Origin of the sequence: Streptomyces sp. NPDC006512 (genome assembly GCF_040611935.1) — a bacterium.
Lineage (GTDB): Bacteria > Actinomycetota > Actinomycetes > Streptomycetales > Streptomycetaceae > Streptomyces.
In genome coordinates this window covers 126,726-142,110 of record NZ_JBEXPG010000002.1, presented here as the reverse complement: position 1 = coordinate 142,110, position 15,385 = coordinate 126,726, and the positions used below count along the sequence as shown (strand labels likewise).

The following is a 15,385-nucleotide window of genomic DNA, read 5'->3' as shown; positions in this document are numbered from 1 at the left end:
CCTGCGGCTGCCGCTGCCTCAGGCAAGACCGTGCCCGTGAAGACGAAGCCGAGCGCTGCCGAAGCCGCGACCGACGACGCGTCTGCTGCCGCTACGGGCAAGCCGGTCGACGACGCGGATCCGGCTGACGCCGGGTCCGGTGCGAAGCAGAAGGACGACGCCGCACCCGTAGCCGCCGGGGACGTGCCGGTTGAGGACGCGAAGGCGGCTCCGGCCGGCGCGGTCGACACCGGGTCCGGTGCGAAGCGGAAGGCTGACGACGCACCTGCGGCCGTTGGGGACGTGCCGGTTGAGGACGCGAAGCCGGGTCCGGCTGCCGCCGTTGACGGCGGGTCTGGGGTGACGCGGAAGGCTGACGACGCACCTGCGGTTGCCGGGGACGTGCCGGTTGAGGGGGCGACGTCGGATCCGGCTGCCGCCGTCGGGGCGAAGCAGGAGGGTGACGGGGCTGCGGCGCGCGGCCGCAAGGGCGTGTCCGTGGTCAAGCCGAAGCAGGGCGGCGGGGCCGAGGGTCAGACCCCCGGTGCCGCGTCGCCCGGCGCGGCCCAGGCCGCCTCCCCGCAGCCGTCCGGCAGGGGCGACGACGTAGCCAAGGCCGGTGCCACCGACCCCGGTCCGGGCAGCGGTACGGGCGAGCCCGCCTCCCCGGCGGCGCCCGGCACGGGCAAGGCCGCCTCCTCCCCGGGTACGCCCGGCCAGGGCAAGGGCAGGGCGGGTTCCGGTCAGGCGCCCGGCCAGGGCAGCGGCCAGGGCAGCGGCCAGGGCAGCGGTAAGGACCAAGGGCGGCTGCTCGCCGGGCGGTACCGGCTCGGAGCCGTGCTCGGCAAGGGCGGCATGGGCACCGTGTGGCGCGCCGAGGACGAGGTCCTCGGCCGGACGGTGGCCGTCAAGGAACTCCGCTTCGGCAGCGGCGTCGACGAGGACGAGAAGCGCCGCCTCATCACCCGTACCCTCCGCGAGGCGAAGGCGATCGCCCGTATCCGCAGCGCGGGCGCCGTCACCGTCTTCGACGTGGTCGACGAGGACGCCCGCCCCTGGATCGTCATGGAGCTCATCGAGGGCGCCTCGCTCGCCGAGTTCGTGCGCGAGAACGGCCCGCTCACCCCGCACCGCGCCGCCGAGGTCGGACTCGCGGTGCTCGACGTCCTGCGCGCCGCGCACCACCAGGGGATCCTGCACCGCGACGTGAAGCCGTCCAACGTGCTCATCGCCGGCAGCGGCCGCGTCGTCCTCACGGACTTCGGCATCGCGCAGGTCGAGGGCGACCCCTCCATCACCTCCACCGGCATGCTCGTCGGCGCCCCCTCGTACATCTCTCCCGAGCGCGCCCGCGGCCAGAAGCCGGGCCCGCCCGCCGACATGTGGTCCCTCGGCGGCCTGCTGTACGCGGCGGTCGAGGGCGTGCCCCCGTACGACAAGGGCTCCGCGCTCGCCACCCTCACCGCGGTGATGACCGAGCCGGTCGACCCGCCGCAGAACGCCGGTCCGCTGACCGAGGTCATCTACGGGCTGCTGGTCAAGGACCCGGCCCGGCGCCTCGACGACGACCAGGCCCGCGCGATGCTGACCTCGGTGCTCAACGCCCCCGAGCCGGCGCCCGTCCCCGTACCCGTCCCGGCCGTGGAGGAGACCCGCCCGATCTCCCTCTCCAAGTCGGACGGGGCCGCGGAGAAGGCCGCCGAGAAGGCGGCGGAGAAGGCGGACCGGGCGGCGAAGAAGGAACGTGAGCGGCGCGAGCGCGAGCAGCGCGAACGGACCCGTGCCGCACTGAAGTCGGCCCGCAAGGCGGCGGCCGCGGAGGCCGCGGCCACGGCGGCGGCCGCTTCCGCCGCCGAGGCCCCCGCGTCCCGGCCGGCTCCCGTGCCGGCGTCGCTCACCGACGTGATGTCGCGCCGCACCATCGTGCTCGCGATAGCCGGCGTCGTCGTGATCCTCGCCGTGATCGGCTCGCTCATCGTCTACGCGGTCCGCGGGGACGACGAGGGCGGTCGCAAGGACGAGGGCAAGGGCGGGCCGGGTCCGGTCTCCTCCGGCAGCCCCTCACCCGGCGCGTCCCCCGGCGCGGGCGCGGGCGGCACCGCCCCGAGCGGGTCCGCGAGCGCTCCCGCACCGGACGGCCAGCCCAGCGGCAGCCCGAGCGGAGCCCCGAGCGGCGGCGCGAGCACGGACCCCGGTCAGGGTCAGAGCCAGGGTCAGAGCCAGGGGCAGGGCCAGGGTCAGAACCAAGGGCAGGGCCAGGGCCAGGGCGCCAGCCCGGGCGGCCCCGGCGGACTGCCCGCCGGATTCGCCATGCTGACGGAACCCCGGTTCCGGTTCGCCATGGCGATGCCCGAGGGCTTCCACCAGACCGGCATAGCCGGCGACAACTCCGGCGGCATATACAGCCGCGACGGCGGCTTCCCGCGGATCCAGGTCGACTTCGGCGGCAAGCCGAAGGACGACGCCCGTCTCGCCTGGGCCCAGCTCGCCCCCTCCGTGTCGGGCAGCAGCAAGAACTACCGCCTCCTCCGCCTGGACACGGTGGACTACCGCGGCTACCCGACCGTCGCCGACTGGGAGTTCGAGCGCGAGCAGCAGGGCGTCAAGGTCCGGGTGCTCAACCGGGGCTTCAAGGTGGACGCCACGCACGGCTACGCCATCATGATCAGCTGCGTCGCCGACCAGTGGGACGGCGCCGAATGCACCCAGCTGCGCAACACCGCGTTCGAATCGTTCCAGGTACTCGGCTGACGAGCCTTGCCAGGCCCGGGACGCGGGCGGCCTGAGCGTCGTATCGTGTCGACGGGGGCCATGGGGGGCCCGACGCACTCGGGGGAGGCGATGTGGAGGACTACGCGGGCCGGATCCTGGCCGACCGCTACCGTCTGCCGCTGCCGCCGTCCGACGAGTACGAGCTGATCGAGACCCGGGCCTTCGACACCCGCAGCGGGCAGGAAGTCCTGGTCCGGCAGGTGCCGTTACCGGAGGTCGTGGACGCGGAGCTGCTCGACGGCACGTACGGGGCGCAGTCCGCGCGGGGGCACCGGGAGGGTGAACTGCCCGCGGTGCGGCGGGCGATCGCCGCCGCGCAGGCGGCCGCGTCCGTACCGGACCACGCGCGCCTGGACCAGGTCTTCGACGTGTTCGCGGAGGGCGGCTCGCTGTGGATAGTGAGCGAACTCGTCTCCGCGAGGCCGCTGGCCGCGCTGATCGCCGAGGAACCGCTGAGCCCGTACCGGGCGGCGGAGGTGGCCTCCGACGTGCTGACCGCGCTGCGGGTGCTGCACGCGCACGGCTGGACGCACCGGAACATCACCGTCCGGACGGTGCTGATATGCGATGACGGCCGCGTCGTCCTGACGGGGCTGGCGGCGGGCGCCGCCGAGGAGGCGCTGTGCGGGTACGACCCCGTGCCGCGCCCGGACGCGGAGGACGCCGCGGAACCGGGCACCGGCTGGGGCGCACCGCGGCCGGAGCCGGACTCTCCGTACGCGCGGCCGGAGTCGGGTTCGGGGTACGAGCTGGAGCCGGGCCCCGGGCACGTGCCCGGGGTGCCGGGGTACCTGCTCGCGCCCGAGGCGCCGGAGCCGGGTCCGTCCCAGGCGCCGGAGCCCGGTCCCGGGTACGTGCCGGACTCCCCGGAGCCGGGTGCCGGGTACGAGCCGGAGCGGCCGGTGCCGGGTTCCGGGTACGCGGCGCAGTCGCCGGCGCCCGGTCCCTCGTACGCGCCGCTGGTCGCCCCGGGGTACGACACCGGGCCGCGGTACACCGACCACATCACCCCGCAGCGCGCGCAGCCGCCGCAGGACGGCGCCGACCTCCAGGCCGCCGCCCGCGCCGGGACCATCGCCGCCTACCGGGCCGGGGCGCGGGCCGCCGCGGCGAAGGTGGCCGAGGAGCGCGGGGCCGCGGAGTTCCCGGGCGGGCTGCCGCCGGTACGGCCGACGGGGGCCAACCTGCCGCAGGGGTACGCGTACCCGTACGGCGGCCCGGACGGCGCCGCCGCCACGCCCTGGCACGGCGCCACCCCGCGCCGCCGGCCGGCGACCGCGCCCGGTGAGGAGCCCGCGCACCCGGAGCCCGGCCACCCGGAGCCCGGCCGGCAGGAGCCCGGCCGGCAGGAGCCCGCACACCTGGAGCTCGCGCCCCCGGAGCCCCCGCACCCGGATCCGCAGGCCCCGGCGGACGAACCGGCGCGGCCCGCGCTGCCCGCCCAGCTCGCGCTCCCGCAGGGCTACCGGCAGGCCGATTCCCCGAACGCGCCCGCCCGCCCGGGCCCGGCCCTGGACCCGGCCCGCCAGCGCCCCGGCGCCACGGGTACGGACGCCCCCGGCGGCCCGGACGCCCCCGGCACCGGCCGCCCCGGCGCGCACGCACCCGGCGCCCCGGCCATCGGCCTTCCCGGCGCCCGCGTACCCGGCACTCCCGCCCCCGGCCACCCCAGAACCCCGGCGTTCGGCGCCGCCCCGGGAGCGGCCGTCGCCCGCACCGGCGGTCCCGGCGCCGGCCTTCCGGGCGGATCGGGCGGACAGGTGCGTCCCGAGGGCGTCGCGGCCCCCGGCAGGGCTCCGGGCAGCGGGGGATGGGGTGGGGGCGGGCCGCGGAGCGGGCTGGACGCCGAGCGGGCGCGGCAGACGCGGATGGCCGTCGTCGGGGCCGTCACCGAGCGGTGGGCGCCCGAGCAGGCGGGCCCCGTACACGGCCACTGGCAGCTCGCCGCGCCCGTCGGCCCCGCCACCGACCTCTGGGCGCTCGGCGCGCTGCTGTACCGCGCCGTCCAGGGCCACGCCCCGTACCCCGAGGACAGCGTCGCGGAACTCGTCGAGATGGTGTGCGCCGAGGCCCCCGCCTTCGCCGAGGAGTGCGGCCCCCTGCGCCCGGTCGTGGAGTCGCTGCTGCGCCAGGACCCCACCGAACGCCCCGACTTCGAGGAGCTCCGCGGCTGGCTGCGCTCGCTCGTCCGCTCCGCGCCCGAGCCCGACGGCGACCTCGGCGTGCTCCCGATGCCGGAAGCCGACCCCGCCCGGCTGCCCGTCCCGCGCCGCCGCGGCGAACTGCACGGGCGCCACCGCAACCCCGCCGCCCCCCGCAAGCCGCGCGCCCTCGGCCGGACCCTGCTCGTCGGCATCCTGGCCGTCCTCGCCGGGGCGGTGGCGTACGCGATGCTGTTCATGCCCCGGTCGGGTGATCCGCAGGCCGGGGGGCAGGAGCCCACCGCCGCCCAGAGCCCGAAGCCCTCCGCCCCGGCCCCCTCCCAGCCCGCCGCCTCCCAGCCGGCGCCCGGCCGGACCCCCTCGGGGACCCCCGAGTCCAAGCCCGCCGGGCAGACGGACCCGCCCGCGCCGCAGGGGTACACCGTCCAGCAGGACCCCGCGCACTTCTCGATCGCCGTCCCCGACGGCTGGGAACGGCAGACGATCAACGAGGCCGGGCAGGTGCGGTACGTCCAGGGCCAGTTCACCCTGATCGTGGTGCCCGGCCGGGACCCGGTGGAGGGCCGCGACCCGGATCCGGTGGGTTACCAGAAGGACAAGGAGCCGGAACTGGCCCCGTACCGCAATTCGACCTGGGCCTCCGGCGGCGACGTGAAGTCCACGAAGGTGGGCCAGCAACTGCGCGTCACCGGCCGGTACACGTGGATCGACGCGGCGGGCCGGTCCCTGTTCGCCCGCAACTTCGTCGTCGCGCTGGGCGGCAAGTACCACATCGTCATGGTGACGGGTCCGGAGGACAATCAGGACAAGGTCGCCGACGTCTTCGACAAGGCCACGGCGAGTTACCGGTCCGGGGGTTGACAAGAGCCTGACGGTCTGTCAATACGGCAATTGCGTCACAGTGCTGTCTCACCGCCCCCGCGCGGTTACGGCACCGGCCGCATGCTCCGTAATCTGGCCCGAAGTGCACAGAGCGGCGGGGTTTCGTGGAACAGCAGACAGGCGCGGGTGCGGTGCTCGCAGGCCGGTACCGGCTCGTGGAGCCCATCGGCCGCGGCGGCATGGGCAGGGTGTGGCGCGCGCACGACGAGCTGCTGCACCGGACCGTGGCGGTCAAGGAACTGACGGCGGGTCTGTACGTGGCCCAGGCCGACCGTGAGGTCCTGCACGCCCGCACCCAGAAGGAGGCGCGGGCCGCCGCGCGGATCCAGCATCCGGCGGTCGTCACCGTCCACGACGTACTGGAACACGACGACCGGCCGTGGATCGTCATGGAGTACATCGACGGCCCCTCCCTGGCCGAGGCCGCGAAGGCGGCCGGCCGCATCGAGCCCCGCGAGGCGGCCCGGATCGGGCTGCACGTGCTGGGCGCGCTGCGCGCCGCGCACGCGGTCGGCGTGCTGCACCGGGACGTCAAGCCGGGCAACGTGCTGCTCGCCAAGGACGGCCGGGTTCTGCTGACCGACTTCGGCATCGCCGCGATCGAGGGCGACTCGTCCATCACCCGGACCGGCGAACTCGTCGGCTCCATCGACTACCTGGCCCCGGAGCGGGTCACCGGCGGGGTCCCCGACCCGTCCTCCGACCTGTGGTCCCTCGGTGCCACCCTCTACACGGCCGTCGAGGCCCTCTCGCCCTTCCGCCGCACGTCGCCCATCTCCAGCCTCCAGGCCGTCGTGAACGACGAGCCGCCCGCCCTGCGCCAGTCCGGCGCCCTGGGCCCCGTCATCACCGCGCTGCTGCGCAAGGACCCCGCCGAGCGCCCCTCGGCGGCCGAGGCCGAGCAGATGCTGCTGGAGGCGATGGAGGGCCGGGAGCCCAAGTCCGCCCATGCGTACGTGCCCACCCGCGCGGTGACCCCCGAGGAGCGCGACCCCCTCGGGAGCGACGCGGCCCAGCCGGAGGCCCAGCCGGAGCCGCCGGCCGGTCCCACCGCGACCACCGCACTCACCGAGCCCCCGGCCGCGCCCGCCGCGTCCGGGCCGGGCCGGCTCAAGCGGGCGGCCGTCGTGGCCGTGGTGGCGGCGCTGCTGGGCGGCGGCGGGGTCTTCGGCGTGCTGACCTACCTCGACGGCCGGGGCGAGGGCGAGGCCGGGGACAAGGGCGGAACGGCGTCGCAGTCCAGTTCCCCCGGCGTGCCGGCGTCGGGCGGCGACGCCGCGACCAGGCCGGTGCCCACGGGCTGGAGCAGGGTCCAGGATCCGGAGGGGTTCACCCTCTTCGTCCCGGACGGCTGGCGGCGCCAGATGAACGGCACCCAGATCGACTACACCCCCGACAACGGCCGCCACGTGCTGCGGATCGCCATCGACCCGACCCCGGACTACCCGAACCCGTACATGCACGTCCTCGACATGGAGCGGCAGGTCAAGGAGCGCATGGACTACAAGCGCGAGATCCTGCGCCAGAACAGCTTCCGGGACACGGCCCTGGGGGCCCTGTGGGACTTCACCTGGACCGAGAAGGTGGAGTACCCCGGACCGCGCCGGGCCATCGAGCAGATGTACGTCACCCCGGACGGCGTCGAGTACGCGGTGTACATGGCCGGGCCGGCGGCGGACTGGACGAAGATGCGCCAGCAGTTCGACACGGTGCTCACCGGCTGGCAGGCGGCTCCCAAGAAGGGCTGATCGCGCCACACCGCAGCCAATGCGCCAGCAATCACTGGCAGACTTGGCAAAATCCGGTTACCCACGGGTACCCAAAGGCCCCGCGGCGGAATACGCTCACCGCCATGACGGACTCGCAGGCCCCCGCCGCCCCCCTCCGCGCCGCACCCCAGCCCACCAACCCGGTCGCCCCGGCCCCGGCAGGCGTCCGTACGGCCGCCGACGTGGTGACCCCCGACCTGGTCAGCCGGCTGACCCGCGGAGTGATCGGCTCCGGCCGGACCGCCAACCACACCCCCTTCACCGGGGACAAGCTGGCGGACCTGCCCGAAGCCACCCCCGAGGACGTGGCGGAGGCCTTCGCGAAGGCCCGCGCCGCCCAGGGCGCCTGGGCCGCCGTCCCCGTACGGCGGCGCGCGGCCGTGCTGCTGCGCTTCCACGACCTGGTACTCGACCGGCAGGCCGAGGTCCTCGACCTCATCCAGCTGGAGACCGGCAAGGCCCGGCTGCACGCCCACGAAGAGGTCCAGGCCGTCGCCGTCGCCGCCCGCCACTACGGCCGCAAGGCGCCCGCCTACCTGCGCCCCAAGGGCCACACCGGCGCCATGCCGACCCTGACCAAGGTGACCGAGCTGCGCCAGCCGCGCGGCGTCGTCGGCCAGATCGCCCCCTGGAACTACCCCCTCGAACTCTCCGTCGGCGACGCGCTGCCCGCCTTCGTCTCCGGCAACGCCGTCGTCATGAAGCCCGACACCGAGACCGCTCTCACCGCCCTGTGGGCCCGTGACCTGCTCATCGAGGCCGGACTGCCCGCCGAGGTCTTCCAGGTCGTCCTCGGTGAAGGCCCCGTCGTCGGCCCCGAGATCGTCCGGCACGCCGACTACGTCTCCTTCACCGGCTCCACCCGCACCGGCCGCGAGGTCGCACAGGGCGCCGCCGCCCGCCTCGTCGGGGTCAGCCTCGAACTCGGCGGCAAGAACGCCATGCTCGTCCTCGCCGACGCCGACGTCGAGAAGGCCGCCGCCGGCGCCGTCCGCGCCTGCTTCTCCTCCGCCGGACAGCTGTGCATCTCCATCGAGCGGCTCTACGTCCACGACTCCGTCGCCGACGCGTTCCTGGAGCGCTTCGCCGCCCGCACCAAGGCCATGCGGCTCGGCAGCGCCCTCGCCTACGGGGCGGACATGGGCTCGCTGGTCGGCGAGCGTCAGCTGGAGACCGTACGGCGCCACGTGGACGAGGCCGTCGCCAAGGGCGCCACCCTCGTCGCCGGCGGCGTCGCCCGCCCCGACATCGGCCCCCTCTTCTACGAACCCACCATCCTGGACGGCGTCGAAGCCCCGATGGCCGTCTGCGGCGAGGAGACCTTCGGCCCGGTCGTCTCGGTCTACCGCTTCAGCGACGAGGACGAGGCCGTCGCCCAGGCCAACGCCACCGCCTACGGCCTCAACTCCAGCGTCTGGACCAAGGACGCCCGCCGCGGCCACTCCGTCGCCGCCCGCCTGCGCACCGGCACCGTCAACATCAACGACGGCTACGCCCCCGCGTACGGCAGCGCCCAGTCGCCCATGGGCGGCATGAAGGACTCCGGCCTCGGCCGCCGCCACGGCTCCGAGGGCATCCTCAAGTACACCGAGGCGCAGACCGTCGCCCATCAGCGGCTGCTCCCCATGGCCCCCTCGCTGGGCATGGACGACGCCCAGTACGCGCAGTTCATGACCCGCAGCCTCAAGGTCCTCAAGGCACTCCGACTCCGCTGAAGCCGGCGCGAACGACTGGGAGGCACGGCAGTGTCGTACGAGAACGACGGCGGACACGACGCACACGACGCACACGAGGACGACGGTTACGACTACGACGTCATCGTCATCGGATCGGGCTTCGGCGGTGCCGTCTCGGCACTGCGGCTCACCGAGAAGGGCTACCGGGTCGGCGTCCTGGAGGCAGGACGCCGCTTCACCCGCGAGAGCCTGCCCCGCAACAGCTGGGACCTGCGCAACTACCTGTGGGCACCGGCCCTCGGGCTGTACGGGATCCAGCGCATCCACCTGCTCGGCAACGTGATGGTGCTCGCGGGTGCCGGAGTGGGCGGCGGCTCCCTCAACTACGCCAACACCCTCTACGTGCCGCCCGCGGCCTTCTTCGAGGACCGGCAGTGGGCGTCCATCACCGACTGGCAGGAGGAGCTGGCCCCCTACTACGACCAGGCCAAGCGGATGCTCGGCGTGCGGCTCAACCCGACGCTGACCCCCTCCGACGTCCACCTCAGGGCCGCCGCCGAGAAGATGGGGGTCGCCGACACCTTCCACATGGCCCCGGTCGGCGTCTTCTTCGGCGACGGCGAGGACGCCGGGGGAGAGCGCAGGGTCAGGGCCGGCGAGGAGGCACCCGACCCGTACTTCGGCGGCGCCGGGCCCGCGCGCAGGGCCTGCACCGAGTGCGGCGAGTGCATGACGGGCTGCCGGCACGGGGCGAAGAACACCCTGAACGAGAACTACCTGCACCTCGCCGAGCGCGCGGGCGCCGTCATCCACCCCATGACCACCGTCACCGCGCTCTCCGAGCACCCGGACGGCGGCCACCGGGTCCGCACCGTCCCCACCGACCACCGCCGCAGCGGCCGGGCCAAGGTGCTCCGCGCCCGGTACGTGGTCGTCGCGGCGGGCACGTACGGCACCCAGACCCTCCTGCACACCATGAAGGACCGGGGCGAGCTGCCCCGGCTCTCGGAGCGGCTCGGCGAGCTGACCCGGACCAACTCCGAAGGCCTGGTCGGCGCCCAGACCGACGACCGCCGCTACCGCAGGCGCCACGGGGCCGACCGCCGCGCGGACTTCACCCGGGGCGTGGCGATCACCTCGTCCGTGCACCCCGACGCCGACACCCACATCGAGCCCGTCCGCTACGGCAAGGGCTCCAACGCCATGGGCTTCATGACCGTCCTCCAGGTGCCGTACGGCCGGCACCGGGTACGGGCCTGGTTCGGCCGCACGGCCCGGCACCCCCTCCAGCTGCTGCGGTCGCTGTCCAACCGCAAGTGGTCGGAGCGCACGATCATCGGCCTCGTCATGCAGTCGCTGGACAACTCCCTGACGACGTACCGCAAGCCCGGCGGCATCGGCAAGGGCCTGCTCACCGCCCGGCAGGGCCACGGAGCCCCCAACCCGGTGCAGATCGAGGAGGCGACGCGGGCCGCGACCCTGCTGGCCGAGGAGATCAACGGCTTCGCGGGGAGCAACGTCGGCGAACTGATGGGGACCCCGCTGACCGCGCACTTCCTCGGCGGCTGCCCCATCGGCGCCTCGCCGCGGGAGGGCGTCGTCGACCCGTACCACCGGCTCTACGGGCACCCGGGCATCTCGGTCGTCGACGGCTCGGCGGTCTCCGCGAACCTCGGGGTCAACCCGTCGCTGACGATCACGGCGCAGGCCGAGCGGGCGATGTCGTACTGGCCCAACAAGGGGGAACCGGACCAGCGGCCCGCGCAGTCGCAGGCGTACGTACGGCTGGCGGCGGTGGAGCCGAACCGGCCGACGGTGCCGAAGGAGGCCTTCGGGGCACTGCGGCTGCCCTTCCTGGCGGTCCCGGACGTGCCGCGCAGGCAATCGGAACCCGGGGAATGACGACGGTGAGTACCGCGCTCCCCCTCCGAGCGCGGTACTCACCGCAGTACATGAGTGACAGGCGGTCGCCGGAGAAGGTTGTACCGGAATCCTCGCTCCGGGGCTGTGGTGTCGGTCACATGGTGAAGTACGCAACTGTGAAGGCGGTCCGGCGGTCAAGGGTGCATGAGACAGCGCATCGCCCTGCTGGCCGTGTGCGGCCTGGTCGCCGCAGGGTCGGTCGTCCCCTCCGCCCACGCCGCGGAAACCGTTCTCCCGCTGACCGGCCCGGCCGCGCTCTCCCTCCCGCCGCACCCGGCGACGGGGGACCCGGTGCCGACGCCGCTGGCCTTCCGCGTGGCCCTGCCGGACGCGGTCCAGGGGCTCGGGGCGGCCGGGGCGGAGGGCTTCGGGGGCGGTGACGTCACCTTCACCGTCGACCTGAGCGGGATCGCCGGGGTGGCGAGCGTCCGGGAGGGCGGCGGCGCACCCGTGCGGACGTGCACGGCGGTGGGCACCACGCTCGTCTGCACCGTGCGGGAGCCGGCACCGGGCACGAGTACGGGCATCGACCTCGACGTCACCGCCGAGCCGGGCGGCGCGAGGGGCGCGACCGGCACGGTCACGGTCACCGGGAGGGCGGCGGGCGTCACCATCGCGCCGGCCGTCACCCGGATCACGGTCGGCGGACCCGAGCTGGTCGTGGAGGAGATGCGGCTCAAGCACGACCCGAAGCCGGGCGAGAGCCAGCCGCTGCCGCTCGCCTTCGCGAACCGGGGCACGCAGCCGGCGCGGGGCGTGGTCCTGGAACTCACCACCACCCGCGGCCTCGAACTGACGGAACGGTACGACAACTGCTCCTACCGCACCGGCCCGACCTCGACCACGGCCCGGTGCGCCGTCGAGGGCGACTTCGAGGCGGGCGGGACCTACGAGCTGGCCGCGGACAGCCCGCTCCACCTGCGGGCGGCCGCGCACGCCCGCACCGAACTGCTCGGCTACGGCATCGCCCCGGCCCCCGCGCCGCCGGGCCCGGACCGGTCCGGCACGGACCGGCCGGCCGTAGCGGGCCGGAAGCTGACCGCCGTCAGCAGGCCGGCCCCGGCCGCACTGCGCCCGGCACCACCCGCCACGGCCCCCCGGGCCGGCCGGCGCGAGTTCGCCTTCGCCGTGCCGAACACCACGGACCTCGGCGTCGAGCCCCTGTCCGTGAGGGGCGCGGCCGGGGCCCGGGTCAGGGCCGCGGTCGTACTGCGCAACCACGGGCCGGCCTGGCTGTTCGACCCCCGCTCCGAGGCCCCGGCGGCCGTCGTCGACGTCCGCGTGCCCCCGGGCCTGAAGGTCACCAGGGCTCCCGCCGGCTGCCGGGCGGTCGGCTCGCGCGGCCTGGCCCGCTACCTGTGCACCACCGGACCCTCGGTGCGGGAGGCCGAGCGGATCGAGTTCGTCTTCGAGCTGAAGGTCGAGAAGGCGGTGCGCAACGCGCAGGGCGCCCTCGTCGTGGGAGCGCCCGGCCCCCGGGGCGAACCCCGGCGGCACCCCTCCGACCCGTACCGGGCCAACGACGCCGCACTGTTCCTGGGGAACGCGACGGGCTCCGCCGCCACCACGGCCCCGGGCTCCCCGGCCGCCGCCCCCGGACCGGAGGACTCCGAGACCCCGGCGGGCACGCCGGGCACGGGGGCGGCGACCGCGGCGGCGCCGGGTACGGACGGCGGCGGCCCGCTCGCCCCCACCGGCAGCACGGCCGGCCTGCTCGGTTTCGGCGGGGCCGCGCTCGTCGCGGCGGGCGGCGCGCTGTACGTGGTCTTCCAGCGCCGCCGCGCGGGGCGCGCGTAGGGGAGGGGCGCGTACGAGAACGGCCGGCCCGGGGCGTCCCCCGGGCCGGCCGTCCTTCACGGGGTGACCGGGCTGCTGTCCCCTGCCGTCCGGTCACGCGAGGGAGCGAGGTCCCACGACGCACGCCGTCGGGCGTCACGTCTCATCGCTCCCGCGGAGCCACGCGTGGTGTTGCGGACCCGCGCCTGGCTGGCACGGACATCCACACCAACGAAGGGCCGCGGGGCCGGTCACGGCCCGGACGGGTGACGAACGGGCGCCCGCGGGTTCAGACCCGGCCCCGGCACAGCTCCAGCAGGGTCATCGCGAGCGCCGTACCGGGCTTGCCGAGGGCGTCGCTCCAGTGCGACAGCACCTCCATCTCGCGCGACAGGTGCACCCGGCGGCCCCCGGAGCCGATCCGTGCCTCCTGGATGACGGTCGAGACGGCCATCCGCTCCTGGATCAGGCCGATGATCCGGTCGTCGATGGCGTCGATGCGGACGCGGGAGTCGGCGATCAGCTGCTCGGGGGTGGTGGTGATCGTGGTCATGTCGTCCTCCTGTGGGTGGTGGGACCGACAGGAGCAGAAACGCCAGAGCGCCCCGGTCCTGTCGGACCGGGGCGCTCTGGGAAGTCAGCGGCTCAAGCGAGCATCACGATGACCCATGGCGACCGGACCGGCCGGTGCCATAGGTAAAGAGGAAGCTCAGCTGCTTGCGCATGGAGGGGATTATTACCTTCCGTTCCCCTCCCGGCCAAGCCGGTTCGGATGGTGAGACGAAGAGGGCCCTACCGCCCCCGTTAGAATCGACAAAACAGCCACCTCTTCCGCCGGAAGGCCGCCCCGTGCCAGAAGCACCCTCCGCCGCCCACGACAGCGCCCCGGACACGGTTCTCGTCGTCGACTTCGGCGCCCAGTACGCCCAGCTCATCGCCCGCCGCGTCCGCGAGGCCCGGGTCTACAGCGAGATCGTGCCCAGCACGATGCCCGTGGCCGAGATGCTCGCCAAGGACCCCAAGGCGATCATCCTCTCCGGCGGCCCGTCCTCCGTGTACGAGGAGGGTGCCCCGCGCCTGGACGACGCCCGTGCCCTGTTCGAGGCCGGCGTCCCCGTCTTCGGCATGTGCTACGGCTTCCAGCTGATGGCGACGACCCTCGGCGGCACCGTCGACAACACCGGCGCGCGCGAGTACGGCCGCACTCCGCTGGCCGTCTCCAAGGCCGGCTCGACCCTCTTCGAGGGCACCCCCGAGAACCAGTCGGTGTGGATGTCCCACGGCGACGCCTGCTCCGCCGCCCCCGAGGGCTTCTCCGTCACCGCGTCGACGAACGTCGTCCCGGTCGCGGCCTTCGAGAACGACGAGAAGAAGCTGTACGGGGTCCAGTACCACCCCGAGGTCATGCACTCCACGCACGGCCAGCAGATCCTGGAGCACTTCCTCTACCGCGGCGCCGGTCTGGCCCCCACCTGGACGACCGGCAACATCGTCGAGGAGCAGATCGCGGCCATCCGCGAGCAGGTCGGCGACAAGCGCGCCATCTGCGGCCTCTCCGGCGGCGTGGACTCCGCGGTCGCCGCGGCCCTCGTCCAGAAGGCCATCGGCTCGCAGCTCACCTGCGTCTACGTCGACCACGGCCTGATGCGCAAGGGCGAGACCGAGCAGGTCGAGAAGGACTTCGTCGCCGCGACCGGCGTGCAGCTGAAGGTCGTCGACGCCCAGGAGCGCTTCCTGAACGCGCTGGCCGGCGTCTCCGACCCGGAGACCAAGCGCAAGATCATCGGCCGCGAGTTCATCCGCGTGTTCGAGCAGGCGCAGCTGGAGATCCTCCAGGAGGACGGCCCCGCGGTCGCCTTCCTCGTCCAGGGCACCCTGTACCCGGACGTCGTCGAGTCCGGCGGCGGCACCGGCACCGCGAACATCAAGTCCCACCACAACGTCGGCGGTCTCCCCGACGACATCGAGTTCGAGCTCGTCGAGCCGCTGCGCCAGCTGTTCAAGGACGAGGTCCGGATGGTCGGCCAGGAGCTCGGCCTGCCCGACGAGATCGTCCAGCGCCAGCCGTTCCCCGGCCCCGGCCTCGGTATCCGCATCGTCGGCGAGGTCACCAAGGAGCGCCTGGACCTGCTGCGCGAGGCCGACGCCATCGCCCGCCACGAGCTCACCGCCGCCGGCCTCGACCGGGAGATCTGGCAGTGCCCGGTCGTCCTGCTCGCGGACGTCCGCAGCGTCGGCGTCCAGGGCGACGGCCGCACCTACGGCCACCCCATCGTGCTGCGCCCCGTCTCCTCCGAGGACGCGATGACCGCGGACTGGACGCGCATGCCGTACGAGGTCCTCGCGAAGATCTCCACCCGGATCACCAACGAGGTGCCGGACGTGAACCGCGTGGTCCTGGACTGCACGAGCAAGCCCCCGGGCACCATCGAGTGGGAGTAGGACT

8 protein-coding genes are annotated in these 15,385 nt (G+C 74.5%); 7 read left to right on the top strand and 1 reads right to left on the bottom strand.

Translation table 11 applies throughout. The annotated features are described in order from the left end of the window. Positions 1-381: 381 nt before the first annotated feature. The 6 genes from ABZZ17_RS01915 (at position 382) to ABZZ17_RS01890 (ending at position 12,960) form a co-directional block, all read left to right on the top strand. Positions 382-2,730, top strand: coding sequence for a serine/threonine-protein kinase (locus ABZZ17_RS01915; RefSeq protein ID WP_356870927.1), 2,349 nt, complete (start codon positions 382-384; stop codon positions 2,728-2,730). 92 nt (positions 2,731-2,822) lie between these two features. Beyond that, positions 2,823-5,774 (top strand): serine/threonine protein kinase, encoded by a 2,952-nt coding sequence (locus ABZZ17_RS01910; protein WP_356870925.1) that lies wholly within the window; start codon positions 2,823-2,825, stop codon positions 5,772-5,774. Positions 5,775-5,899: 125 nt separating this feature from the next. Continuing rightward, positions 5,900-7,543 (top strand): serine/threonine-protein kinase, encoded by a 1,644-nt coding sequence (locus ABZZ17_RS01905; RefSeq protein WP_356870924.1) that lies wholly within the window; start codon positions 5,900-5,902, stop codon positions 7,541-7,543. A 104-nt stretch (positions 7,544-7,647) separates the two neighbouring features. Beyond that, positions 7,648-9,279, top strand: coding sequence for a succinic semialdehyde dehydrogenase (locus tag ABZZ17_RS01900; RefSeq protein WP_356870923.1), 1,632 nt, complete (start codon positions 7,648-7,650; stop codon positions 9,277-9,279). Between the two features lie 30 nt (positions 9,280-9,309). Beyond that, entirely contained in the window at positions 9,310-11,142 is a 1,833-nt protein-coding gene (locus tag ABZZ17_RS01895; RefSeq protein WP_356870921.1) for a GMC family oxidoreductase, read from the top strand. A 165-nt stretch (positions 11,143-11,307) separates the two neighbouring features. Next, positions 11,308-12,960 (top strand): hypothetical protein, encoded by a 1,653-nt coding sequence (locus ABZZ17_RS01890; RefSeq protein ID WP_356870919.1) that lies wholly within the window; start codon positions 11,308-11,310, stop codon positions 12,958-12,960. A gap of 268 nt (positions 12,961-13,228) precedes the next feature. Here the strand turns inward: ABZZ17_RS01890 and ABZZ17_RS01885 are convergent, their stop codons facing one another. After that, complete coding sequence (locus tag ABZZ17_RS01885) at positions 13,229-13,492, bottom strand: chorismate mutase (RefSeq protein WP_356870917.1); 264 nt, start codon at positions 13,490-13,492, stop codon at positions 13,229-13,231. A 296-nt stretch (positions 13,493-13,788) separates the two neighbouring features. Here ABZZ17_RS01885 and guaA point away from each other — a divergent pair, with 296 nt between their 5' ends. After that, on the top strand, positions 13,789-15,381 hold the full coding sequence (gene guaA, locus ABZZ17_RS01880; RefSeq protein WP_356870915.1) for a glutamine-hydrolyzing GMP synthase: 1,593 nt from the start codon (positions 13,789-13,791) through the stop codon (positions 15,379-15,381). The last annotated feature ends 4 nt before the right edge of the window (positions 15,382-15,385 follow it).

Coding starts and splice junctions, on each gene's coding strand:
- ABZZ17_RS01900 (WP_356870923.1), top strand. CDS start 7,648: ATGACGGACTCGCAGGCCCCCGCCGCCCCCCTCCGCGCCGCACCCCAG.
- ABZZ17_RS01890 (WP_356870919.1), top strand. CDS start 11,308: ATGAGACAGCGCATCGCCCTGCTGGCCGTGTGCGGCCTGGTCGCCGCA.
- ABZZ17_RS01885 (WP_356870917.1), bottom strand. CDS start 13,492: ATGACCACGATCACCACCACCCCCGAGCAGCTGATCGCCGACTCCCGC.